The sequence below is a fragment of the Niallia circulans genome, from assembly GCF_007273535.1.
Lineage (GTDB): Bacteria > Bacillota > Bacilli > Bacillales > Cytobacillaceae > Niallia > Niallia circulans_B.
Genome location: NZ_RIBP01000004.1, coordinates 3416355 through 3438786, shown reverse-complemented (window position 1 = coordinate 3438786; position 22432 = coordinate 3416355). Strand labels below are relative to the sequence as shown.

The 22432-nt window shown below is 38.8% G+C and carries 24 protein-coding genes; 19 read left to right on the top strand and 5 right to left on the bottom strand.

Annotated elements, in window-relative coordinates; all coding sequences use genetic code 11:
* The first annotated feature begins 35 nt into the window (after nucleotides 1-35).
* The 13 genes from ymfI to CEQ21_RS25075 all read left to right on the top strand — a co-directional run bounded on the left by ymfI (nucleotide 36) and on the right by CEQ21_RS25075 (nucleotide 13289).
* Entirely contained in the window at nucleotides 36-758 is a 723-nt protein-coding gene (gene ymfI, locus CEQ21_RS25135) for an elongation factor P 5-aminopentanone reductase (RefSeq protein ID WP_185766900.1), read from the top strand.
* A gap of 95 nt (nucleotides 759-853) precedes the next feature.
* Nucleotides 854-1114, top strand: a complete 261-nt coding sequence (locus tag CEQ21_RS25130) for a DUF3243 domain-containing protein (protein WP_144452475.1) — start codon at nucleotides 854-856, stop codon at nucleotides 1112-1114.
* A 284-nt stretch (nucleotides 1115-1398) separates the two neighbouring features.
* Nucleotides 1399-2190 (top strand): YmfK family protein, encoded by a 792-nt coding sequence (locus tag CEQ21_RS25125; RefSeq protein WP_127734451.1) that lies wholly within the window; start codon nucleotides 1399-1401, stop codon nucleotides 2188-2190.
* 20 nt (nucleotides 2191-2210) lie between these two features.
* On the top strand, nucleotides 2211-3128 hold the full coding sequence (locus tag CEQ21_RS25120; protein WP_185766899.1) for a helix-turn-helix domain-containing protein: 918 nt from the start codon (nucleotides 2211-2213) through the stop codon (nucleotides 3126-3128).
* A gap of 242 nt (nucleotides 3129-3370) precedes the next feature.
* The gene (gene pgsA / locus CEQ21_RS25115) at nucleotides 3371-3949 is read left to right on the top strand and encodes a CDP-diacylglycerol--glycerol-3-phosphate 3-phosphatidyltransferase (RefSeq protein WP_185766898.1); all 579 of its coding nucleotides are present in this window, start codon (nucleotides 3371-3373) and stop codon (nucleotides 3947-3949) included.
* A gap of 85 nt (nucleotides 3950-4034) precedes the next feature.
* A complete protein-coding gene (locus CEQ21_RS25110; protein ID WP_185766897.1) occupies nucleotides 4035-5276 on the top strand; it encodes a competence/damage-inducible protein A in 1242 nt (413 codons plus the stop codon).
* Nucleotides 5277-5454: 178 nt separating this feature from the next.
* Nucleotides 5455-6504, top strand: a complete 1050-nt coding sequence (gene recA / locus CEQ21_RS25105) for a recombinase RecA (protein WP_185766896.1) — start codon at nucleotides 5455-5457, stop codon at nucleotides 6502-6504.
* 442 nt (nucleotides 6505-6946) lie between these two features.
* Nucleotides 6947-8515 (top strand): ribonuclease Y, encoded by a 1569-nt coding sequence (gene rny / locus CEQ21_RS25100; RefSeq protein WP_185767419.1) that lies wholly within the window; start codon nucleotides 6947-6949, stop codon nucleotides 8513-8515.
* A gap of 154 nt (nucleotides 8516-8669) precedes the next feature.
* Entirely contained in the window at nucleotides 8670-9467 is a 798-nt protein-coding gene (locus CEQ21_RS25095) for a TIGR00282 family metallophosphoesterase (RefSeq protein ID WP_144452479.1), read from the top strand.
* A 332-nt stretch (nucleotides 9468-9799) separates the two neighbouring features.
* Nucleotides 9800-10060 carry a stage V sporulation protein SpoVS gene (gene spoVS / locus CEQ21_RS25090; protein ID WP_016201204.1) on the top strand — a complete coding sequence of 87 codons (261 nt, stop codon included), beginning with the start codon at nucleotides 9800-9802 and terminating at the stop codon, nucleotides 10058-10060.
* A gap of 182 nt (nucleotides 10061-10242) precedes the next feature.
* Nucleotides 10243-11169 carry a dipeptidase gene (locus tag CEQ21_RS25085; protein ID WP_185767418.1) on the top strand — a complete coding sequence of 309 codons (927 nt, stop codon included), beginning with the start codon at nucleotides 10243-10245 and terminating at the stop codon, nucleotides 11167-11169.
* A gap of 180 nt (nucleotides 11170-11349) precedes the next feature.
* Nucleotides 11350-12894, top strand: a complete 1545-nt coding sequence (gene miaB / locus CEQ21_RS25080) for a tRNA (N6-isopentenyl adenosine(37)-C2)-methylthiotransferase MiaB (RefSeq protein ID WP_185766895.1) — start codon at nucleotides 11350-11352, stop codon at nucleotides 12892-12894.
* The gene (locus CEQ21_RS25075) at nucleotides 12894-13289 is read left to right on the top strand and encodes a YlbF/YmcA family competence regulator (protein WP_185766894.1); all 396 of its coding nucleotides are present in this window, start codon (nucleotides 12894-12896) and stop codon (nucleotides 13287-13289) included. Before miaB ends, CEQ21_RS25075 begins: the two co-directional genes overlap by 1 nt.
* Nucleotides 13290-13336: 47 nt before the next feature.
* Here CEQ21_RS25075 and CEQ21_RS25070 read toward each other — a convergent pair whose 3' ends face one another.
* The 3 genes from CEQ21_RS25070 to CEQ21_RS25060 form a co-directional block, all read right to left on the bottom strand.
* Nucleotides 13337-13681: a hypothetical protein gene (locus CEQ21_RS25070; RefSeq protein WP_185766893.1), complete on the bottom strand. Its 345-nt coding sequence runs from the start codon at nucleotides 13679-13681 to the stop codon at nucleotides 13337-13339.
* Between the two features lie 116 nt (nucleotides 13682-13797).
* On the bottom strand, nucleotides 13798-14067 hold the full coding sequence (locus CEQ21_RS25065; RefSeq protein ID WP_185766892.1) for a hypothetical protein: 270 nt from the start codon (nucleotides 14065-14067) through the stop codon (nucleotides 13798-13800).
* Nucleotides 14068-14103: 36 nt separating this feature from the next.
* Nucleotides 14104-14484, bottom strand: a complete 381-nt coding sequence (locus tag CEQ21_RS25060; RefSeq protein WP_185766891.1) for a hypothetical protein — start codon at nucleotides 14482-14484, stop codon at nucleotides 14104-14106.
* A gap of 562 nt (nucleotides 14485-15046) precedes the next feature.
* On the opposite strand from CEQ21_RS25060, the gene CEQ21_RS25055 reads away from it, so the two are divergent.
* On the top strand, nucleotides 15047-15571 hold the full coding sequence (locus CEQ21_RS25055) for an SRPBCC family protein (protein WP_185766890.1): 525 nt from the start codon (nucleotides 15047-15049) through the stop codon (nucleotides 15569-15571).
* A 42-nt stretch (nucleotides 15572-15613) separates the two neighbouring features.
* Here CEQ21_RS25055 and CEQ21_RS25050 read toward each other — a convergent pair whose 3' ends face one another.
* The gene (locus tag CEQ21_RS25050) at nucleotides 15614-16384 is read right to left on the bottom strand and encodes a class I SAM-dependent methyltransferase (protein ID WP_185766889.1); all 771 of its coding nucleotides are present in this window, start codon (nucleotides 16382-16384) and stop codon (nucleotides 15614-15616) included.
* Between the two features lie 122 nt (nucleotides 16385-16506).
* Between CEQ21_RS25050 and CEQ21_RS25045 the strand changes: the two genes are divergently transcribed.
* From CEQ21_RS25045 to CEQ21_RS25035, 3 genes are all read left to right on the top strand, one after another.
* The gene (locus tag CEQ21_RS25045; RefSeq protein WP_185766888.1) at nucleotides 16507-17379 is read left to right on the top strand and encodes a LysR family transcriptional regulator; all 873 of its coding nucleotides are present in this window, start codon (nucleotides 16507-16509) and stop codon (nucleotides 17377-17379) included.
* Between the two features lie 83 nt (nucleotides 17380-17462).
* Nucleotides 17463-18203 carry a MurR/RpiR family transcriptional regulator gene (locus tag CEQ21_RS25040; RefSeq protein WP_185766887.1) on the top strand — a complete coding sequence of 247 codons (741 nt, stop codon included), beginning with the start codon at nucleotides 17463-17465 and terminating at the stop codon, nucleotides 18201-18203.
* 200 nt (nucleotides 18204-18403) lie between these two features.
* Nucleotides 18404-19858, top strand: coding sequence for a glycoside hydrolase family 1 protein (locus CEQ21_RS25035; RefSeq protein ID WP_185766886.1), 1455 nt, complete (start codon nucleotides 18404-18406; stop codon nucleotides 19856-19858).
* 54 nt (nucleotides 19859-19912) lie between these two features.
* On the opposite strand, the gene CEQ21_RS25030 is transcribed toward CEQ21_RS25035, so the two are convergent.
* The gene (locus CEQ21_RS25030) at nucleotides 19913-21013 is read right to left on the bottom strand and encodes a GerAB/ArcD/ProY family transporter (RefSeq protein ID WP_185766885.1); all 1101 of its coding nucleotides are present in this window, start codon (nucleotides 21011-21013) and stop codon (nucleotides 19913-19915) included.
* Between the two features lie 169 nt (nucleotides 21014-21182).
* Between CEQ21_RS25030 and CEQ21_RS25025 the strand changes: the two genes are divergently transcribed.
* A complete protein-coding gene (locus CEQ21_RS25025) occupies nucleotides 21183-21656 on the top strand; it encodes an SRPBCC family protein (RefSeq protein ID WP_185766884.1) in 474 nt (157 codons plus the stop codon).
* An 18-nt stretch (nucleotides 21657-21674) separates the two neighbouring features.
* Complete coding sequence (locus tag CEQ21_RS25020) at nucleotides 21675-22325, top strand: hypothetical protein (RefSeq protein ID WP_185766883.1); 651 nt, start codon at nucleotides 21675-21677, stop codon at nucleotides 22323-22325.
* The last annotated feature ends 107 nt before the right edge of the window (nucleotides 22326-22432 follow it).

Below are 22432 nucleotides of genomic sequence, written 5' to 3'. Positions count from 1 at the left end.
TTTTGCTGTACATAATCGGATTTTGGAGGGAAATAATGGGGAAACATATTTTAATAACAGGTGCAACTGGAGAAATCGGAGCAAGTGTTGCAAGGCTTTTGGCGAGTCGGGGTTATTCTTTATACTTGCATTATCACAAAAATGAGGAGAGTCTCCGTACACTATTAAACGAGCTTGCTCAATATGGACAAGAATATATACCAATAAAGGCTGATTTAAGCAAACGGGATGCCTATAAACAAGTTACAAGCTCTGTTTTTGCACTTGATGGAATTGTGTATGCGAGCGGTGTCAGTGTGTATGGAATGCTTGCTGATTTACAGGATGAGACACTTGATCAGCTATGGAACCTCCATGTTGCCTCCCTTATTTCGATCACAAGGGAGCTGCTGCCCAAGCTGACGCAAAAGCAAGCTGGCAGTATTATTGCCGTGTCCTCCATTTGGGGACAGGTTGGTGCTTCAATGGAGGTTGCTTATTCTACAGTAAAGGGTGCCCAAATAGCCTTTATTAAAGCGTTAAGCAAGGAAATGGCAAAAAATGGTATACGTGTCAATGCTGTTGCACCAGGAGCAATTGACACAAAAATGCTTAGTATGTTTTCGGCAGAAGAAAAGGAATGGATGACAGAGGAAATTCCGATGGGCAGGCTAGGCAGTGCTGCGGAAGTAGCTGAAAGTGTGTTATTTCTGCTTTCAGACAGTTCTTCCTATATGACAGGACAAGTATTATCCCTTAATGGCGGTTGGCATATGTAAATGAATTTTTTTCCTGTAAGTTGATGCATATTATGGAGACGAACAATCCAAAATAACTATGTAATACAACTTATAGAATTGAAAGGAGTACCACTATGTCTATATTGCAAAACTGGGATCAATGGAAAGACTTTTTAGGTGACCGCCTTCATCATGCTCAAAATGATGGAATGAACAAAGGTGTGATTGGCGATCTTGCATTCCAAATTGGTGATTACTTGTCCAATCAAGTAGAACCAAAAAATGATCAGGAAAAGATTCTTGCTGATCTTTGGTCTGTTGCATCTGAAGAAGAGCAGCATGCAATTGCGAACATGATGGTCAAGCTTGTTCAAAACAACGGATCTGACCGTTAATTAGCTTTTAGGGGCGGCTTATCAAATAGGGAGAACGTAAAAAGCAAGAAGGTATTTTCAGCTATTCCTTTTTTTTTATTTTTATGCTCACCCTGTTGATGAGCGGCCTCTTTTTTTATGATAATGACAATTCTTTGTTAAATATAATAAAGAATTTATACATAAGGACAATGGTTTTTAATTTTATCGGAAAGTGCTTGGTTTTTTCTTTCATCTTTAGGGACTTTCCTTTATTATTATATAGAGTTAAAAAAACGAACAGAACATGATTTGGGGAGGATTTTTTGAGCGAGAAGGAATGGTATCTAGAGTATGAAATTCAAAAAAATCGACCTGGACTTTTAGGGGAAATCGCATCGTTATTAGGTATGCTTTCCATTAATATCATTACGATTAATGGAGTGGATGATGGAAGACGTGGCCTGCTTATGACGACGACGGATGATGAACAGGTGAAGAGGCTGGAATCCATTCTTTATACGATGGATACGATTAAAGTGTTCAAGCTTCGTGTGCCGACACTTCGGGACAAGATGGCGGTCCGCCATGGCAGATACATACAAAGGGATGCAGATGATAAGAAGACTTTTCGGTTTGTGCGAACCGAACTGGGGCTATTGGTCGATTTTATGGCAGAATTGTTTAAGCTAGAAGGCCATCGGCTAATAGGTATAAGAGGGATGCCGAGAGTTGGCAAAACAGAGTCAATTGTCGCAGCAAGCGTCAGCTCCAACAAGCGATGGCTGCCAATCAGTTCTACGTTACTGAAGCAAACTGTCAGGAGTACGTTAATACAAGATGAGTATAGTGAAAACAATCTTTTTATTATAGATGGAGTTGTTTCAAGCAAACAGATTAATGAGAAGCATTGGCAGCTTATTAGGGAAGTGATGCGACTTCCTGCTGTTAAAGTGGTCGAGCATCCAGATGTGTTTGTACATAATACAGAATATACGCTTGATGATTTCGATTATATTATTGAGCTTCGACATGAGCCGAATGAAGAAATCATACTCGATGTAAGAAAAAAGAATGCATTACTTTTAGAAAATGAGTTTCAAGGATTTGATTTTTAGCAAGTTGGAAGGTGTTATTTGTGAGTGAATTAGGAAATAGATTAAAAGAAGCGAGGCTCGCCAAAGGCCTAAGTCTTGAAGAGCTTCAAGAAATGACAAAAATTCAAACCCGTTATTTAGTAGGCATCGAAGAGGGCAACTTTAGTATGATGCCAGGGAATTTTTATGCAAGAGCATTCATTAAACAATATGCAGAAGCGGTCGATTTGCCGCCAGAGGATTTGTTTGAGGAATATAAAAGTGAAATTCCGTCAAGCGGCAATGAAGAAATCCCAGAGAAGTTATCAAGAGTTACCTCAAGACAAACGATGTCAGAAGGCGGATCAAAGATAATGGACATTTTGCCTAAAGTCCTTATCACCCTGCTTGTTGTGGGTGTTATTGCACTTGCTTGGTTCTTAATCCAAAATCGTGGCAACGGGGATTCTGCTGCAGACACAAAAAACGATCAAACTGGAGCTAAATATGAAGAATCAGCGACATTAAAGGACGCTGAAAATGAAAAGAAAAAGGAAGAAAACGCAACTGACCAGAAGGTAGCAGACACTGACGCAGATAAAGAGCAAGCTACTGAGGAAGAGAAGGAAGAAGAAACACCAAAGCAGGAATTAAAGGTTGCTGAAACAAGCGGAAGCTCTACTGTTTATGAGTTGAAAAATGCAGACAAGTTCAGTGTTAAGCTTGTTTCAACAGGGCAAACATGGGTAAACATGCAAAACGGCAAAGGATATTCCTTCTATCAGGGCATTTTAGATAAGGATGGGGAAGATTCCAAGACGGTTGATTACTCAAAGGAAACAGAAGCAATACTTGTTATTGGCAACAGCAGCCAAACAGATGTTTATGTTAATGACGAGAAACTTGATTTTGCTGTTTCCCCGTCAGATTCTGTGCGCCAGGATATTACAATCAAGTATGTGAAAGAAGAAAAAGAGTAAAAGTTAAGCTTAAAGAGCTGTGTAATCAGCTCTTTCTTGCTTTTGTTTCAATAGAAAAATGTAGGAAAGTCATCGTTTTCTGATGGCTATTTTTCGCTTTTTCTACTATTTTTGGGTATAATACTAATGTTTTCATACTATTTTGGCTAATTTCTCTTCAGCTCTTTTATTAAAAGACCAAAAGGATTTCTAGCCAATATTTAAGAAATCGATATTTTTGTATATAAAACGGAGGAAGTAAGATGAATTTACCAAACAAAATAACTGTTTCGAGAATACTGTTGATACCAGTATTTCTTGTCATCATGCTCGCTGATTTTTCATGGGGTGAAATGACTTTACTTGGCGTGACATTGCCTGTTTCCCATTTTGTTGGAGCGCTGCTGTTCATTTTAGCATCGACAACTGACTGGGTCGACGGATACTTTGCGAGAAAATATAATCTAGTCACAGATTTAGGGAAATTTCTTGATCCGCTTGCAGATAAACTACTAGTATCTGCTGCGCTTGTTGTGCTTGTTAACTATGATATGGCTTCAGCGTGGATTACTATTGTTATTATAAGCAGGGAATTTGCTGTGACAGGGCTTCGTGCAATCCTTGCAGGCGGCGGAGAAGTGGTTGCTGCGAATATGCTCGGGAAAATAAAGACATGGGCACAAATCGTTGCGATTTCCGCATTGCTTTTACATAACATGATTTTCCAATTAGTGGGACTTCCGTTTGGCAAGATTGCTCTGTGGGTTGCTTTAATCTTTACCATTTGGTCTGGCTGGGATTATTTCAGCAAAAACAAACATGTTTTTGCTAATTCAAAGTGATTATAATTGGAAAAAACTTTTAGTTTCATGTAATAGGGGAATAAGGTTATATAGATAACGAGGGAAAGAAAGGGGAAATAGACGGATGAATGCAGAAATCATAGCGGTTGGCTCCGAATTATTACTTGGACAGATAGCTAACACGAATGCCCAATACATTTCAAAGCAATTGGCTCAATTAGGAATTAACGTATATTTTCATACAGCGGTTGGAGATAACCCAGCCCGTTTAAAGGAAGCTATTGAGGTTGCTGAATCTCGCTCTAATCTTCTTGTATTTACAGGTGGACTCGGTCCTACAAAGGATGATTTGACAAAGGAAACAATTGCAGGCCATCTTGGCAAAGAGCTTGTTTTTGATGAAACGGCTCTTCACTCTATTGAACAGTATTTTGTCCGCTCAAAGCGACAGATGACAGAAAACAATAAAAAACAGGCACTTGTTTTGGAAGGATCACGTATCCTTACCAACGATCACGGCATGGCACCAGGGATGTTTTTGGAAAAAGACAGCCGCTTTTATATGCTTCTGCCAGGACCTCCTAAGGAAATGCAGCCGATGTTTGATGTATATGGATATGTGGCGCTTCAAGAGAAGCTGACAACGAAAGAATTGATTGCTTCCAGAGTGCTGCGCTTCTTCGGAATTGGAGAATCGCTGCTGGAAACAGAAATCCTCGACTTGATTGAAAAACAATCAAATCCAACAATCGCACCGCTTGCTGGAGAAGGGGAGGTTACACTTCGCATTACTTGCAAGCATGATTCACAGGAAGAAGCAGAACGCCTTATAGATGAGGCAGAAAAGGCCATCTTTGAACGTGTTGGCGAGTTCTTCTATGGATACGACGACACAACGCTTGCTAAAGAGCTTTCTAAGGAGCTTGGAAAACACGGCCTGACAATTGCTGCAGCAGAAAGCCTGACAGGCGGGCTGTTCCAGCAGGAGATGACGAATATTCCTGGAGCAGGAAATGTGTTCGGCGGCGGAGTTGTCTGTTATACAAATGAAGTAAAACAAAATGTTCTTTCTGTCAAAGCGGAGACCATAGCGAATGATGGCGTTGTGAGCGAACAGTGTGCCATTGAGCTTGCTGAAAATGTTGCTAAGCTGATTGACACAGATATTGGCATTAGCTTCACAGGTGTAGCAGGTCCGGATGAATTAGAAGGTCATCCTGTCGGCACTGTTTATATTGGTATTTCAATAAAAGGCCAGCCGACAACTTGTGAAAAGCTTCTTCTTGGGGGCGGGCGGTCCGCAAACAGAAGCAGGTCGTCAAAATACGGTCAATTCTTCCTGCTTAAAGAATTACAGAAGCTATAAGCAATTTTCTTTAAGTCTCCTTATGCATCTTTATAGGCTGTAAAAAAAACGAATGAATGTTCTACTTTTTACTGTACAAACTCGAAGAAAAGGAGTATATTTAATATATATTCTTGAACACCAAATGAATCTACCGAATGGAGAATGATTCATTTTTATATATAAGGAGGAGAATTTTTTGAGCGATCGTCAAGCTGCTTTAGAAATGGCATTAAAACAGATAGAAAAACAATTTGGTAAAGGTAGCATCATGAAACTCGGAGAACAGACAGACAAAGTTGTATCCACTATTCCTAGTGGTTCATTGGCACTGGATGCAGCGCTTGGGGTTGGCGGATATCCAAGAGGCCGTATTATTGAAATCTACGGCCCTGAAAGTTCTGGTAAAACGACTGTTGCCCTTCATGCAATTGCAGAAGTGCAAGCAAAAGGAGGACAAGCTGCATTTATCGATGCTGAGCATGCGCTGGATCCTGTTTATGCACAAAAGCTCGGCGTTAATATTGATGAATTGCTTCTTTCTCAGCCGGATACAGGGGAACAGGCACTTGAAATTGCTGAAGCATTGGTTAGAAGTGGTGCAGTTGACATCCTTGTTATTGACTCTGTTGCAGCACTTGTGCCAAAAGCAGAAATTGAAGGGGAAATGGGTGACTCCCATGTTGGTTTGCAGGCCCGCCTAATGTCTCAAGCATTACGTAAGCTTTCTGGTGCAATCAACAAATCTAAAACTATTGCTATTTTCATTAACCAGATTCGTGAAAAAGTTGGAGTTATGTTCGGAAATCCAGAAACGACTCCTGGTGGCCGTGCGTTGAAGTTCTATTCTACTGTCCGCTTGGAAGTTCGCCGTGCTGAAACACTTAAGCAAGGTACGGACATGGTTGGTAACAAAACGAAAATTAAAGTTGTAAAAAATAAAGTAGCGCCGCCTTTCAGAGTAGCAGAAGTGGATATTATGTACGGAGAAGGAATTTCTAAAGAAGGAGAAACTATTGATTTAGGCTCTGAGTTGGATATTGTTCAAAAGAGTGGATCATGGTACTCCTATAATGATGAGCGTTTAGGTCAAGGCCGTGAAAATGCGAAGTTATTCCTTAAAGAAAACAAAGATATCCTTCTTGAAATTCAAAAGAAAATCCGTGATCACTACGGTCTAGATAAAGAAGTTGTCTTGAAACCAGGTCAGGAAGAAGAAGATCAAGAATCTCTTGAATTGATAGATTAATGTCCTGTAAGGATAGCGGTAGTATGACCGCTATCCTTTTTCTATTTAGGAATAGTAGTGATAATCTGTTTAGATAGGTTTTTACCTGTCTATACTAATTGTAAAAGATGCCAGTCATAGAGTTATATTAAAACATTATTGTTATATCAATATCTCTGTCGTTAAAATGATAGACAGTGATGTATATTTTACCAGTAAATGTAAGAGAGTACATAACCAAACAAACTAAATCCCTTTAATTTAGTGTCTATCCTCCTAATTCAAGCTCTTGACAATGAATTGGCACAACTATACAATTATATTGTATATTTTACATTTTTATGAGTATGAAAAACCTAGAAACTATTTGCGGCTAGGGCAGCACTTTCGTTTTAAAAAGAATTATAAGCCAATACTTTTAAAATCGTAACAACACAATTTAATAGCAAGAGGAGGTGAAATGATGGAAACCAATATAATCATCTCCATTTTGCTTGGCCTAATCGTAATTGCCGTTGTTGGCTTTGTTGTATATTTTATTCGTAAGTCCAATGCTAATGCAAAAATTGCTAATGCGACATTGACTGCTGAACAATTAGTTGAAACAGCAAAACGTGAAGCAGACGCATTGAAAAAAGAAGCTTTGTTAGAAGCAAAGGATGAGATTCACAAGCTTCGTAGTGAAGCAGAACTAGAAGTTCGTGATCGAAGAAATGAACTACAAAAACAAGAAAATCGTTTATTGCAAAAAGAAGAAAACCTTGACCGTAAGGGAGAGGCGCTTGATAAACGGGAAACAATTTTAGAAAAGAGGGACGATTCTCTTAATAAAAGACAACAGCATATGGAAGAGATGGAGAGCAAAGTGGATGAAATGGTCCTCAAGCAGAAAGCCGAACTTGAGCGCATTTCCGGTTTAACTCGTGAAGAGGCAAAATCCATCATTTTAGACAAAACTGAGCAAGATATCGCTCATGACATCGCTGTTATGATTAAAGAAAGCGATTCAAGAGCAAAAGAAGAAGCAGACAAGAAGGCTAAAGAGGTTCTGTCGCTTGCAATCCAAAGATGTGCTGCCGACCATGTTGCAGAAACAACAGTTTCTGTGGTTAATTTGCCTAATGATGAGATGAAAGGCCGAATTATCGGTAGAGAAGGGCGTAACATTCGTACGCTTGAGACACTTACTGGAATTGATTTGATCATTGATGACACTCCAGAAGCTGTTATTCTTTCCGGTTTTGACCCAATTAGAAGAGAAACAGCAAGGCTTGCTCTTGATAAGCTTGTACAAGATGGACGTATCCATCCGGCTCGTATTGAGGAAATGGTTGATAAAGCAAGACGGGAAGTAGATGAGCACATCCGTGAAATCGGTGAACAAACGACATTTGAAGTCGGTGTACATGCACTTCATCCTGACTTGATCAAAATTCTCGGTCGATTGAAATTCCGTACAAGCTATGGCCAAAATGTACTGAAGCACAGTATTGAGGTTGCTCAACTTTCAGGAATACTTGCTGCAGAGCTTGGTGAAGATGAGACGCTTGCAAGAAGAGCAGGATTACTACATGACATCGGTAAAGCCATTGACCATGAAGTCGAAGGAAGCCATGTTGAAATTGGGGTAGAGCTTGCTACAAAGTATAAAGAACATCCAGTGGTCATTAATAGTATCGCTTCCCATCACGGTGATACAGAGCCAACTTCTATCATTGCTGTGCTTGTTGCTGCTGCTGATGCACTTTCAGCTGCAAGACCAGGTGCACGCAGAGAGACACTAGAAAATTATATTCGCCGTCTTGAAAAATTAGAAGAAATCTCTGAATCTTATGATGGTGTTGAGAAGTCATTTGCTATTCAAGCTGGCCGTGAAATAAGAATTATGGTTAAACCAGACTTAATCGACGATTTGGAATCACATCGATTAGCTCGTGATATCCGCAAGAAGATTGAAGAAGAATTGGATTATCCAGGACATATTAAGGTTACAGTTATACGCGAAACAAGAGCTGTTGAATACGCAAAATAAAAAACGGTGCCATGTGCACCGTTTTTATTTTGAAAGATTTGAAATAGGCTGTATAAGAGAAATTTAAAAAATGTATGTTAAACTTAAGAGAAGACAGTTTAACAGAGAAGTCACTGCAATTAATGCTGGAGACTTCATAGAAAGGATTTAAATCATGCATATTTTATTTATAGGCGATGTAGTTGGATCGATGGGCAGGGACATGATTAAAGAGTATGTGCCGAAGCTTAAAGAAAAATATCGCCCCCAACTAACGATTATTAATGGTGAAAATGCTGCTGGCGGCAAAGGAATTACTGAAAAAATTTACCGTGGTTTTTTGGAAGTGGGAGCCCAAGCAGTGACTTTAGGTAATCATACATGGGATAATCGGGAGATATTTGAATTTATCGATAATGCAAAGTACTTAGTAAGACCTGCGAATTTTTCTGAGAACAATCCTGGAAAAGGAATGGTTTTTGTTAAAATCAATGATGTGGAAGTAGCTGTCATTAATCTGCAAGGCAGAACCTTTATGAATCCAAGTGATGATCCATTTGTAAAGGCAGATGAGCTGATTGCTGAAGCGAAAAAACGCACGGATATTATCTTTGTTGATTTCCATGGGGAGGCAACAAGTGAAAAGCAGGCAATGGGCTGGTACTTAGATGGCAGGGTTACCGCAGTAATTGGCACACATACACATGTTCAAACTGCTGATAACCGCATACTTCCACAAGGAACGGCATTTATGGCAGATGTAGGCATGACAGGACCATATGATGGCATATTAGGGATGGAAAGGTCTGCAGTCATCAACAGATTCCTGACAAACCTGCCGACAAGATTTGAACCGCCGAAAACAGGCAGAGCGACATTGAGTGCATGCCTAATTGAGGTAGACAAAAAAACAGGTAAAGCCAAAAAAATCAACCGGATACTTATTAATGATGATCATCCGTTTTTCTCGTAAGATACAAAGCGAAGACAGCTTGTTGAAAATGAGTATAATTCAAAATGAATTAAATTATAGGTGAGGCTAATGCAGGATTAAAGAGGCGAAGGTTTTCTATACTTGTCTCATTGCTGTCCTCTTATGCAAAACCCGAAACTTTTTTAGTTTCGGGTCTTTTTGCTTTTACCATAAAGTTTAGGCTAATCTAGGATTATTTTTCCTAAATTTTTGTCCAAGCTGGAATAAGTGAATTAAAAGCAGAATATAGTAGCAATGGAATGATATATATCCTGATGTGTTCTAAATTTACTGCTGAACATGCGGGGGGGTTAAACAAGGAGGAGCTAGAAATGGAGATATTAAAGGTTTCAGCAAAGTCTAGTCCCAATTCTGTAGCTGGTGCGCTTGCTGGGGTTCTGCGAGAAAGAGGCGGAGCGGAAATCCAAGCTATTGGAGCAGGCGCATTGAATCAAGCTGTTAAAGCAGTTGCTATCGCAAGAGGGTTTGTAGCACCTAGCGGAGTGGATTTAATTTGTATCCCGGCCTTCACTGATATTGTTATCGACGGTGAGGAACGAACAGCGATCAAGCTCATTGTGGAGCCTAGATAAATAGGGCAATAAAGACACATTATGACGAAAACCTATCCCTTATTACCTGCTTGCATGTTAATCAGGTAATAAAGGGGGTGAACCTGTATGCTAAGTCATACAGGTTCTTTTTTTGAAAATAAGCATGTAATGATAATGGGAGTATATAATAAAGTACATGTGAAAATGGGGAGATGAGGGCACTGCATTTTTTTGACGGACATTGTGATGTGTTATATAAAATGTTTCTAGACGGTAAAATTCGCTTTCAAGATAGTCAGAAGCTACAGGTCACGTACAACGGTCTTCGGAGCAGTGGAGCAAAAATTCAATGTTTTGCCATTTATATTCCGGAGTCTGTCCATCCTGATATGCGCTTTGATGCAGCAATTAGAATGGTGGAAATATTTTATGAGCATATTTTAAAACCTTATCCACATTTAAAGTTAATCCAAAGTCAACAGGACATAGAGTCACTTGGCAAGGAGGAAATTGGTGTTTTGTTAACATTAGAAGGCTGTGAGGCAATTGGGCAGGATATTGTTAAGCTCAAAAACCTGCTGCGCCTTGGGGTAACATCTGTAGGCCTTACCTGGAACAATGCTAATGCTGTTGCAGATGGAGCAATGGAGCCGAGAGGAGCTGGACTGACTGTCTTTGGAAAGGAAGTAGTGAAGGAGCTTAATAGACAGCATATTTGGTGCGATGTATCCCATCTTTCTGAAAGAGGCTTTTGGGATTCAATAGAAACAGCTGCTTATCCATATGCGTCTCATTCCAATGTATTTACACTTTGTCCACATCCACGAAACCTGCGTGATGACCAACTAAAGGCGTTGATTGAACTGGATAGTGTGATAGGTATTACATTTGTGCCGCAGTTTTTAAGCGGAAAGGGCTCAGTGACAATTACGGATGTTATAAGACATGTGGACTATGTATGTTCATTAGGCGGTGAGGATCATATTGGCTTCGGTTCAGATTTTGATGGAATAGATTCATTTGTTTTCGGATTAGATTCTATTTATGGCTATGAGAATCTGATTAATGAGCTGCTAAAATATTACACTAGCAGTCAAGCAGAAAAATTTCTGTTTCAAAATATGAAAAAACGTTATCCACGTAAATAAGCGTAGGTTTCGGTTTGTGACATACTCTTAGTACCTTCCGGTTGTGTTCATAGCTTGAAAGGCTTATACTAATATAATGTAAACTTGTCAAAACTAGCATATGAATACGTAATTTGGAAATTTTTTAACAAAAGCTTATGGATGATAGCGTTTTTCATCGATAAGAGAGGAGTATGTTAAATGAACGAAAACCAGCGTTTAGAAACTCAAAAAGTAGCAGCTGTTAATTCAACGGACAAAAAATCGGCAAAGGATTACAGCAAATATTTTGAAACAGTCTATACACCACCATCCTTAAGGGATGCGAAGCGAAGAGGGAAAGAAGAAATTCGTTATGAAAATGACTTTGCGATTCCTGAAGAATTCCGCGGTATGGGAGAGGGACGTAAGTTTTATATCCGCACATTTGGTTGCCAGATGAACGAGCATGATACAGAAGTAATGGCAGGAATATTCATGAGCTTAGGCTATGAGCCGACAAATACGGTAGATGATGCGAATGTTATTCTATTGAATACTTGTGCGATTCGTGAAAACGCAGAGAATAAAGTATTCGGTGAGTTAGGTCATCTGAAGTCTTTAAAAACAGAAAGACCGGATCTTCTGCTTGGTGTATGCGGGTGCATGTCCCAAGAAGAATCTGTTGTTAACAAAATATTAAAAACATATACGCAAGTTGACATTATTTTCGGAACTCATAATATCCACCGCTTGCCAAACATCCTTCATGAAGCATATATGTCGAAGGAAATGGTATTGGAAGTTTGGTCGAAGGAAGGGGATGTCATTGAAAACCTTCCGAAAGTGCGAAACGGAAAAATCAAAGCATGGGTTAATATTATGTATGGATGTGACAAATTCTGTACGTACTGTATCGTGCCATTTACACGAGGCAAGGAAAGAAGCAGACGCCCAGAGGATATCATCCAGGAGGTTCGGCAGTTAGCTGCACAAGGTTATAAGGAAATCACCCTGCTTGGCCAAAATGTTAATGCGTACGGAAAAGATTTTACTGACATTAACTATCGTTTAGGTGACTTAATGAATGAAATCAGCAAAATTGATATACCACGAGTTCGCTTTACGACAAGCCATCCTCGCGATTTTGATGACCACCTGATTGAAGTATTGGCTCAAGGCGGAAATATGGTCGAGCATATTCATTTACCGGTCCAATCTGGATCGACTGATGTACTGAAAATTATGGCAAGGAAATATACAAGAGAGCAATACTTAGAGCTAGTCCGCAAAATGAAAGCAGCAATACCGAACTTGACTTTGACAACAGATATAATTGTTGGTTATCCGAATGAAACCGAAGAGCAGTTCCAAGAAACACTTTCTTTATATGAAGAGGTTGGTTTTGAAGCAGCCTATACGTTCATTTACTCACCGCGTGAAGGAACACCTGCAGCGAAAATGAAGGACAATGTACCGTTAGAAGTCAAAAAGGAACGTTTACAGCGTTTAAATGCATTGGTGAATGCAAAATCTGCTGAATCAATGACTAGCTATAAAGACCAAGTTGTAGAAGTGCTTGTTGAAGGCGAAAGCAAAAAGCACTCCCATGTACTTGCAGGTTATACGCGCAAAAACAAGCTAGTCAATTTTGTTGGACCAAAATCCGCAATCGGTAAGCTTGTTAAAGTTAAAATTACAGATGCAAAAACTTGGTCATTAAATGGTGAAATGATTGAGGTCATCGAAGCAGTTGAGGTAAATTAATGGTTAAATATACAAAAGAAGAAATATTAAAGCGGACAGAAGAGCTTGCCCAAATGATTCAACAGACAGAAGAGGTTGATTTCTATATAAGAGCGGAAAAACAAATCAACCAAAACAGCAAGGTGAATGACCGTATTGCTCAGATTAAAAAGCTGCAGAAGCAAGCAGTAAATCTGCAGCATTATGGGAAAATCTCCGCGCTGAAGGAAACGGAAGCAAAGATTGATGCACTTCAAGCAGAAATTGATGCGATACCAATCGTGTCCGATTTCAAAGAGTCGCAAAAAATCGTCAATGACATGCTGCAAATGGTCACCAAAACAATTGCAAACAATGTAGTTGATGCGTTTAATGAAGAAAAAACACCAGATAAGAAGCAGAATAAGCTTCATTGATATACAAAAAGGCCAACATCAAGGATGTTGGCTTTTTTATTATAATATTACTTGTTATTAAGAACGTTAATTGCTTGAAGAAAGGCTCTTCTGTATTCCTGCTGATCCTTCATGGCAGTCTCTAAGGTTGTTAGCAGGGATTTATTAAGCTGCTTTGTTTCTCTGTCTCGATTGTTACTGCTCTGAATTGTATGAAGAAGGAAGGTATATACGAGCATAAGACTAGAATAGTTGTCTACATATGTTAAACTCACTGCACTGCCGCCATTGCCACCTTCAGCATGTGTATTGACAGATGGAGCGCCTGATTCAAGTATTTTGTCAACAAGCTCATCAGGCACACCTAATTCCTTCAGCTTTTCCTTTGTTAAACCGATATTCTTTTCTGTCATGGTCCCACTCCTCTCGTTTATGTAATATATATAAGTTAAGATGGGCAGTCATTCCCATAATTGACGAATCAATTGTAGAAATGCTGCCCATAGTATTATTTTCGTAATGTTTTAAATTAAGCTTCGTTCACTTGTTCAGGGTTATTCTCGTTGAAAGAAACAGCAGTAGCATCACCAGCACTGTTTGCATTTACAAGAATTCCACCAATAAAGAAGTTCAACAAGTTTACACCTACAGCAGCTCCTCCAGCAGCACCAGCAGCAGAAAATTGGTTAGCTAGGTTACCGTTCCCTTGAGTAGCGTTAGTAAATGCACGAAGTTCTGTACCGTTACCAGAGCCAGAACGGCTTCTTTTGTGAGAATCAGATGTGCATCCAGACAACATATGATTTCACCTCCTTTCAAGCAAAATTTCTTGCGTTTATTTCTTTATAAAATTGGAAAGGTCTAATGAGAAAAGTGATTTGCCATTTACATTTACTTTTAGATTTCCATCCTCATTAGAAGCATCAATGACAGGTAGCTTTTCTTTCAGCTTACCGAGGTTATCCTCGTTCAGCAAATCCTTTAGTGAATTGATATTAAGTGTATTTACGGCTTTTTCTTTTATCGCATCCACACTTTTGGTCGCAACAGTATCGGAGACTTTGCTAGTAAGCTTTTTTGCTATGCCGCCCATTTCTTCTGTCATCTTGCTCATAAACTGATCTACATAGGCTGCTCTTTCTTCATTTGAAACCTCTTTCCCATTTACATTAAACTTAAAATCAAATTGATCTTTTATATTAAATTTTCCTGCCAACTCCCTCACCCCCTTGCGTATAGTACAGTATATAAAAACACGACCAAGCTGTATCCGCGAATTAATCAGTGCAAACGCATATTTTTAAGACATAAGCTTGTTTGTAGGCTGCTTTTCTTTAAAGAAAACTGAATACGAGCAAGTTCAGTCGAAAGAAAAAAGGAATAAATGCAGCTGTCAGCCTTTTGGTAAGAAAAAAAGAAAAGGATAAGAAAAGGTCGGAAGTATTAAGGGACTATACGGCAGAAAAGCTTATTTTTATTATTCATTCAGCAGTCTAGAGCAAGGAATTGTCTTTTTGTTGTCTACATAATCAGTGCTTTTTTGCAAATGATGTTAAGAGGCAGCTAAATGATTCTTAAAGGAGTCAGCGTAATGAAAGTGATATTAAGGCTGCAAGTGCACGATTGCTTTTTTATTATGGTGCACTATATTTATCGTGTGAATGAAGAAGGATTTCTGCGGGAATTGCTAGAATGTAGCAGTAGATATTCTTTTAAGTTTAGAATTACGGATAACGACATCTAGCTAAAAACATACAAAGTCTATTTGGAGGTGTGACATGTCTGAAAAACAGATGTTTGATAAGTTAGTATATTACACAGAAGGCAATAATCTTGTTGTTGAAAGAAGGTTTGAGGCTGCTCAAGAAACGGTTTTTAAGGCGTTTTCTGACGCTCATCTATTAGAAGCATGGTGGGGACCAGAAGGCTGGCAAACAACAAATGCTCGTTTTGAATTTAAGCCAGGCGGTGTTTGGCATTATTGCATGCGCTGTACAGATGAAAATCAAGGGGAGTTTTTTGGCCAGGAATCATGGGGCTTTGCTGTTTACAAGAAAATAACAGTACCAGAAGAAATCGTCTATACAGATTCCTTTGCAGATGAATTAGGCAATGCTCAAGCAGGAATGCCAGAAATACACATAACCGCTGCTTTCAAGGCAGACGGACAGCAAACAATATTGCAATTTATAAGTGCTTTTGCTTCAGAGGAAGCAATCCAGCAAATAGTGGAAATGGGCTTTGTTCAAGGAACAGAATCTCAATTCCGCAGGCTTGATAAACTGCTTGAAAACGGCCTGTAAACAAAAAAACAGAATGCTATCATACTAGCATTCTGCTTTTGCTTATTCCTTTATGCCAATTACACGAATTCGTTTATAATCAATTTGCCATGCTCCATCCTTATATACTTGTGGATGTAATTTCTTAGAAACTTTTTGAGTAATCATGGCTTTTTTGTTTTCTGAAAGTCCTTTAAAGAAGGAATCCCCAAACATTTCTATCCAATTGCTTAATCCATTTTCCCCATCTAATGGAGTGGGTCTGTCAAAATGCTGAGCAAAGACGACACGGAATCCTGCTTCCTCCATAAGTTGGGTATACTCTGCGATGCTTGGAAAGTACCAGGGAAAGTTTTCCCAATTAAAGCTGATTCCTTGAGTTGCATATTCCTCTATAATGGTATCTGTAATTATTTGCACATTTCCTTTTCCGCCAAACTCAGCGACAAACCGTCCTCCTTGCTGCAAACTGTTATAAATGCTAGTTAAAGCTTGTTTTGGCGATTTTATCCAATGAAGTGCTGCATTAGAAAAGACCGCAGTAAATCGAGAGTCAAAGGGTAAAGAAGTGGCATCCTCTACAAAGAACGGAATATGCGGGTATTTTTTTTGCGCTTGTGCAATCATATTTGGTGAATTATCAATACCAATCACTTCACAATCGTATCCTGCCAATCTGCTTGCAAGATCACCGGTTCCGCAGCCAAGGTCTAAAATCTTTTCTTCTGGACGAGGGGATAGAAGGCTGATAAGATCTCCTCCATAATTTGATACGAATGAATGTTTTCCATCATATAAGCTTGCATTCCATGTATCTTGTTTAACCGTCTCCATTGTAAATCCTCCTTATGTAATATGTAATTTCCTGTAATTAGATTATAATAAAAAGGATTAAAACTGAAAATTAACAAAAAACGAAAAAATTAATAACAGTTAGTTATTAGAAATGAGGTACTATGGATATTAAGTGGCTGAAAACATTTATAGTGGCGGCAGAGCACGAAAATTTCCGAATTGCTTCAGAGGAGCTTTTTTTGACACAGCCTGCGATTACGAAGCATATTAAGAGATTAGAAGAAACCGTGCATATAGAGTTGTTCGATAGAGTAGGCAAAAAAATCGTACTCACACAAGCAGGGCATCATTTTCTTCCAGTGGCAAAGAAAGTTTTCAATCAATACGAGCAAGGCTTAGAAGGATTTGAATCATGGAAGCAAGGATATGTCAGGAAGCTTGTCATTGCAGCAGCACCACAAATTGCATCCAGCATCCTGCCGAAGATTTTGCGAGAATTTATGGATGAATATCCAGATATCGAGGTGCTTGTGCATATTGTCAGCTCTTATGAAATTGGTGAAGAAATAAGTATGTCGAGGGCAGATATTGGGATATCCAGACTAAAGCCTATACAATCCACTGTTCAGGTTGAAGCGCTTCATCAGGACAGAGTGATACTCGTCGCACCATATCATGAATCTTTAAAGTTAAGTGAACAGCATGTATTAACGACATTCAGACTCATTACACATAATCATCCAGAGTACTGGGAGGATTTACAGAGAACTGTTAAAGGAAGCTATCCGTTTATTAGGACAATGAAGGTTAATCAGATGGAAATCACAAAGCGCTTTATTGAACAAGGACTTGGCGTATCCTATCTTCCGTATACTACTGTTATGGATGAATTAAACGCGAAAAAGCTGATGGAAGTGAAACCTGATAAAGTTTTGCCACCAGCTTCGTCAACATATTTATTGTCAAAGGTAAAAACAGAGGAAGTAAGTTTATTCATTTCCTTTTTTAAGGAGAAAATTGCGGTGCTCTCATAAGCAGTTACCAAACACTCTCCAAAAATACTTACAGTTTCAGCAACAGCGGAAATTATGGTAGAATTGCATTCGAGGTGGTAAAAATGGAGCAGCTGATTTATACGCTGTTGGCATATATTAATAATTCCTTGAACAAAGATATTAATTATCATGTCGCAAAAGGTCTTTTAGAACATATTCATGAATTGGAAAGCTTTTCACTCGAAAGTGCCGCAGATGCTTGCCATGTGGCGCCATCAACGATTAACCGTTTTTGTAAAAGAATCGGTTTTCGCAATTTTTCAAGTATGCGCAACAGTGTCAACATTCCAGTTGGTGCTTCCATTCATGAAGCAAATAATACACCATTACATACAAATGAGCTGTTTATGCAATTAAATGAAAATTTGGCTATTATTGACCAAATACCAACTGAACAAATAGATCGAATTGTTCAGCGTATAAAAAAGTCAAACAGAATCATTATTTTAGGATTTGAGAAATACCAAGTACAAGCAATGGAGCTACAGAAAAAGCTGCTTCTATTAGGGAAATTAAGTGAATGTGACACTAACTTTTTTAAGCAGATGGATGCATTAACAGAACTGGATGAGGATGATTTAATCATCACGATATCAATCCAAGGTAATATTTTATCTTCGTATTTCCCGTTTATTGAAAAATTTAAAGCAGCAAAAGGTCAAAAACTGCTGATTACTTTCTCTGGTGAGCTTGGCAAATTAGCCGTTTTCGACGAAATTATTCAATGTGGCAAAATAGAAAACTCAAGTGTCAGCAGCTATACACTATTGAGGCTGTTTGATGTGCTGTTTTATCGCTATTAACTGGTCTCAACCAGACCAGTTTAAGCACTTGACAGCAATCTAGTAGGAATAAATACCTTATACTATGTCTCCAAAATGGCTTTTCTTCATAAAGCGAATCACTTCGTAAATGTCTAATTGTAAAGCTAGTCTTAATCAGACCAGTTTTATTTAAAAAATGCTAGTATGATAGATTTATAAACATAATAGGAGGCATTGATATGAAAAAGAGTCATTTTCCTGAAGGGTTTTTATGGGGCGGCGCAACTGCTGCCAATCAGCTAGAGGGTGCTTATAATGAAGGCGGAAAAGGATTATCCATTTTTGATATGGTAGCGTTCGTACCGAAGGAAGAAAGAGGTCACGAAATTGAAATGGATGTTAGAAGTGAAGCAGAGCTAGAGGAATTGCTTGCTGGCAAGGGCGGAGACAATTTCCCGAAACGCCGCGGAATTGATTTCTATCATCGTTATAAAGAGGATATTGCTTTGTTTGCTGAAATGGGCTTTAAGACATTTCGTATGTCGATTTCCTGGCCGCGTATTTTCCCGAATGGTGATGAAACAGTACCAAATGAAGAGGGCTTGGCATTTTATGACAGAGTGTTTGATGAGCTGCAAAAGCATGGAATTGAGCCGCTTGTAACATTGTCTCATTACGAACTGCCGCTGAATTTAGTGCAAAAGTATAACGGGTGGACAGACCGTCGCTTAGTTGAATATTTTGTACATTACGCTGAAACTGTCTTCAACCGTTATAAAGACAAAGTGAAGTATTGGCTGACATTTAATGAAATTAACGTTTCCACGATTTCACCTTATATCGGCAGCGGGATTCTTGTTGACCGCGTTGAAAATCGCGAACAGGCTGTTTACCAAGCACTTCATCATCAGTTTGTCGCAAGTGCAAGAGCGGTTAAAGCATGTCACGAAATCATCCCTGATGCTTTGATTGGCTGTATGCTTGCTCGGATGGAAACATATGCGGAAACTTGCAGTCCAGATGATGTGCTTGCGGCATTAGAGGAAGATCAGAAGAACCTGTTCTTCACAGATGTTCAAGTTCGCGGCTATTACCCTAGCTATATGAACCGTTATTTCGAGGAAAATGACATCAAAATTGACATGCTGCCAGGAGACGAAGAAATTTTGCTTCAGCACCCAGTTGACTTCCTGTCGTTCAGCTATTACATGACAATGGTGTCAAGTGGTTCACCAGATAAGATGAAAGAAAAAGGCAACTTCTTCAGCGGAATTCCAAACCCTTATTTAGAAGCATCTGATTGGGGCTGGCAAATCGATCCGAAGGGCTTGCGTATTACATTGAAGAAAATGTACGATCGTTACCAAGTTCCTTTGTTCATCGTTGAAAACGGATTAGGCGCTTATGATAAAGTCGAAGAAGATGGTTCTATTCAAGATGACTATCGCATTGATTACTTGAGTGCACACATCGAACAAATGGGCGAAGCAATCAAAGACGGTGTCGATGTTATGGGCTACACAAGCTGGGGCTGTATCGACCTTATCAGTGCAGGAACGTCAGAGATGTCTAAGCGTTATGGATTTATCTATGTGGACCAAGATGATTATGGCAATGGTACATTAGAAAGGAAAAAGAAAAAATCCTTTGACTGGTATAAAAATGTCATTGCAACAAATGGTGCAGAACTATAATATAATGTGAAAAAAACAGTGTCTTCTCTTTTGGAAGACACTGTTTTTGTTTTGTCAGTTTTTTATTTTGCCTGTTGCCTTTTTATATAATAATATGACCAACAGCATGACTGGCACAATAAATTGCAAGGGCAGGTTTAAAAGGAATGGCACTACTTTAAACCCTTCTTGAATATGGTCTGTTATCCCTCTGCCAATAAACACAGTGAACAAAGAAATAATACACACAACAGGCATGATGAAGTACCTGTATGGGATATGGCATATATATTCTAGTCCCTTTAACCCTGCAAAAATAAAGACAGAGCTTTTTACAAGGATACCAAGCATAATTATGAAAACAGTAAAGGCATCAATCCGTTCAATAAACTCTCCAATTGAAATTAACCGAGTCGCGCTCAATAAGGGGAATATCGCCCTTGATGCGATATTGCTGCCAAGTGAAAGGCTGACAAACAATGTTGCGATTGTCAAAAAAAAGGATGATAAAGCAATAGCAAAAATTAACACTTTATTGCCTTTTTTAAAGTTTCCTACTAATGGAAATATACAAGTGAAAGCGATAATTTGTCCGTATGGACGGACAAGTTCGTACGGGAAAATAATTTTTATTAACGGTTTAACACCATCTGGGAATATTGGCGTGACTTTATCTAACGAGAAGTTTTTACTTGCATAAAGAAAAACGGCTAATAGGATGATAAACAAAATCGAATAAGGTGTGAATATTTCCGTTGTTCTCCCAAGTACTTCTAAGCCTAGATATAATATATAGCCAATGATTAATACTAGCGATAATGTTAGCACCTCTATGGGCGTGATTGGTAAAATGACAGTCGAGGTTAGCTCAATAAAATCTCTGATGACACGGCATGCCATATAAAAAAAGTATAGGACATAAATAATACTGCCAATAACTGCGAGTGGTCTGCCAATACAGGTTTCCATTATCTCGTATAAATTCTTATCTGGAGAAAATGTAGACATATAATAGTAAGCTAAGACAATGATTAAGCCAAGAAAGGAAGACGAAAGGACTACTATCCATGCTGCCTGTTTGCCTAAAAGACCAATTCCAAGTACGACAGAACTTCCCAAATTAAAGCCAATGATTAAAGCAAGCAGTTGATTTAACGATATATTTTCCTTCATCATCAGGGAAGTACTCTCTCTTTCTTGTCCGATTGCGCCTATCTGCACGAGATTATTATGTGTAAAAAAGGAGTAAATATACTAATTGTTTCCATGGATATTCTTTCAAAATAGATTTGTCGGTTTATAATAAAAGAAGCATTGTTCATTAGTATGAAAGGAGGAAGACAAGATGCTTGCAGATATAAAAAAAGTGGAGGAAGGATATACAGCAATATTTAAACGGAACTTTCGTTATAACGCGGAGCAAGTATGGTCTGCATTGACAGACAATGAAAAATTAACAGCATGGTTTCATAATCTTGAAGCAGAAGATCTTCGTATAGGGGGAAACATCCGCTTTTATATGAGAGATGGAACAAATACTTCCATAGAAATGAAAATCTTGGATTTTAAGGAAGGTGTTCTCCTTGAATACGAATGGGGAGAGGGAAGTGTTCGATTCGAGGTAGCTCCAAGTAAGGCGGGCAGCAGCCTTGTTTTATGCGAAATTTTCCCTAACTGGACAGATCATACGCCTAAAGATATAGCTGGCTGGCATGCATCCTTAGAAGTGCTGTCCTCTTTACTGGATGGGAAAGTAATTGAATTTCCAATGGAGAGGTGGGAAGATTTGTTCAAAAATTATCAACAAATTAAGCCATAAAAAAAGGACGGAAATACAATGGGTGGAAATACATTATTTGTCGGAATAGATACAAGTACAGCATTGACAAGCAATTTGGAAAAAAGAAAAAAGCAAAAGATAAAGCGAGTTGATTTGATCGAGCTTTCGCCGAATTTAACCTTTGCTACCTACAAAAAAGAGGATACTATTATTCGTACCTACTTCTTTAAAGATGCAGTTGTTCTTTTTGTTGAGGCCACGCCGTTTTTGCAGGACATGGAAGAAATCTTTGGATTAAGCAGTCCTGATTTGGATGTAATGGCAACAGACCTTGCTCATGAAGCGCTTATTCCTAAGTTTGAAATGGTCTTGGCAGAATACAACGAGGGAACGATAGTTAGTCCATTATTGCATCTATATGGGCAGCGGTACTGGCATGATGATAGCTTGATTGTCGGCAACAGGGAGGCTTTGGTCAAGCTGAAAAATGCCATTGATATGGCACTTAATTATGGGGAAGGCAGGGCTTGTGTATCGACTAGTGACTGGGAGGGCTATGATCTTTATGTAAAATGCCTGCCTGGTGAACCAGAAACACATAAAGAATGGGAAAATCTTCAGCTGCCCTATCATGATCGAGAGATGTACGTTCCCGATGAAAAGGAGGAGCTTGACCCATACAAGCTTATTGTAAATTGGAGAAAATAGGAGAATAGTTTGATGAAAGCGCTCTAATAAACTGGTAGCATTATCTTGTAATCGCTTAATTACATATGGGAAACAGGAATGTTACCTAACGGGCATAACCTAAACAA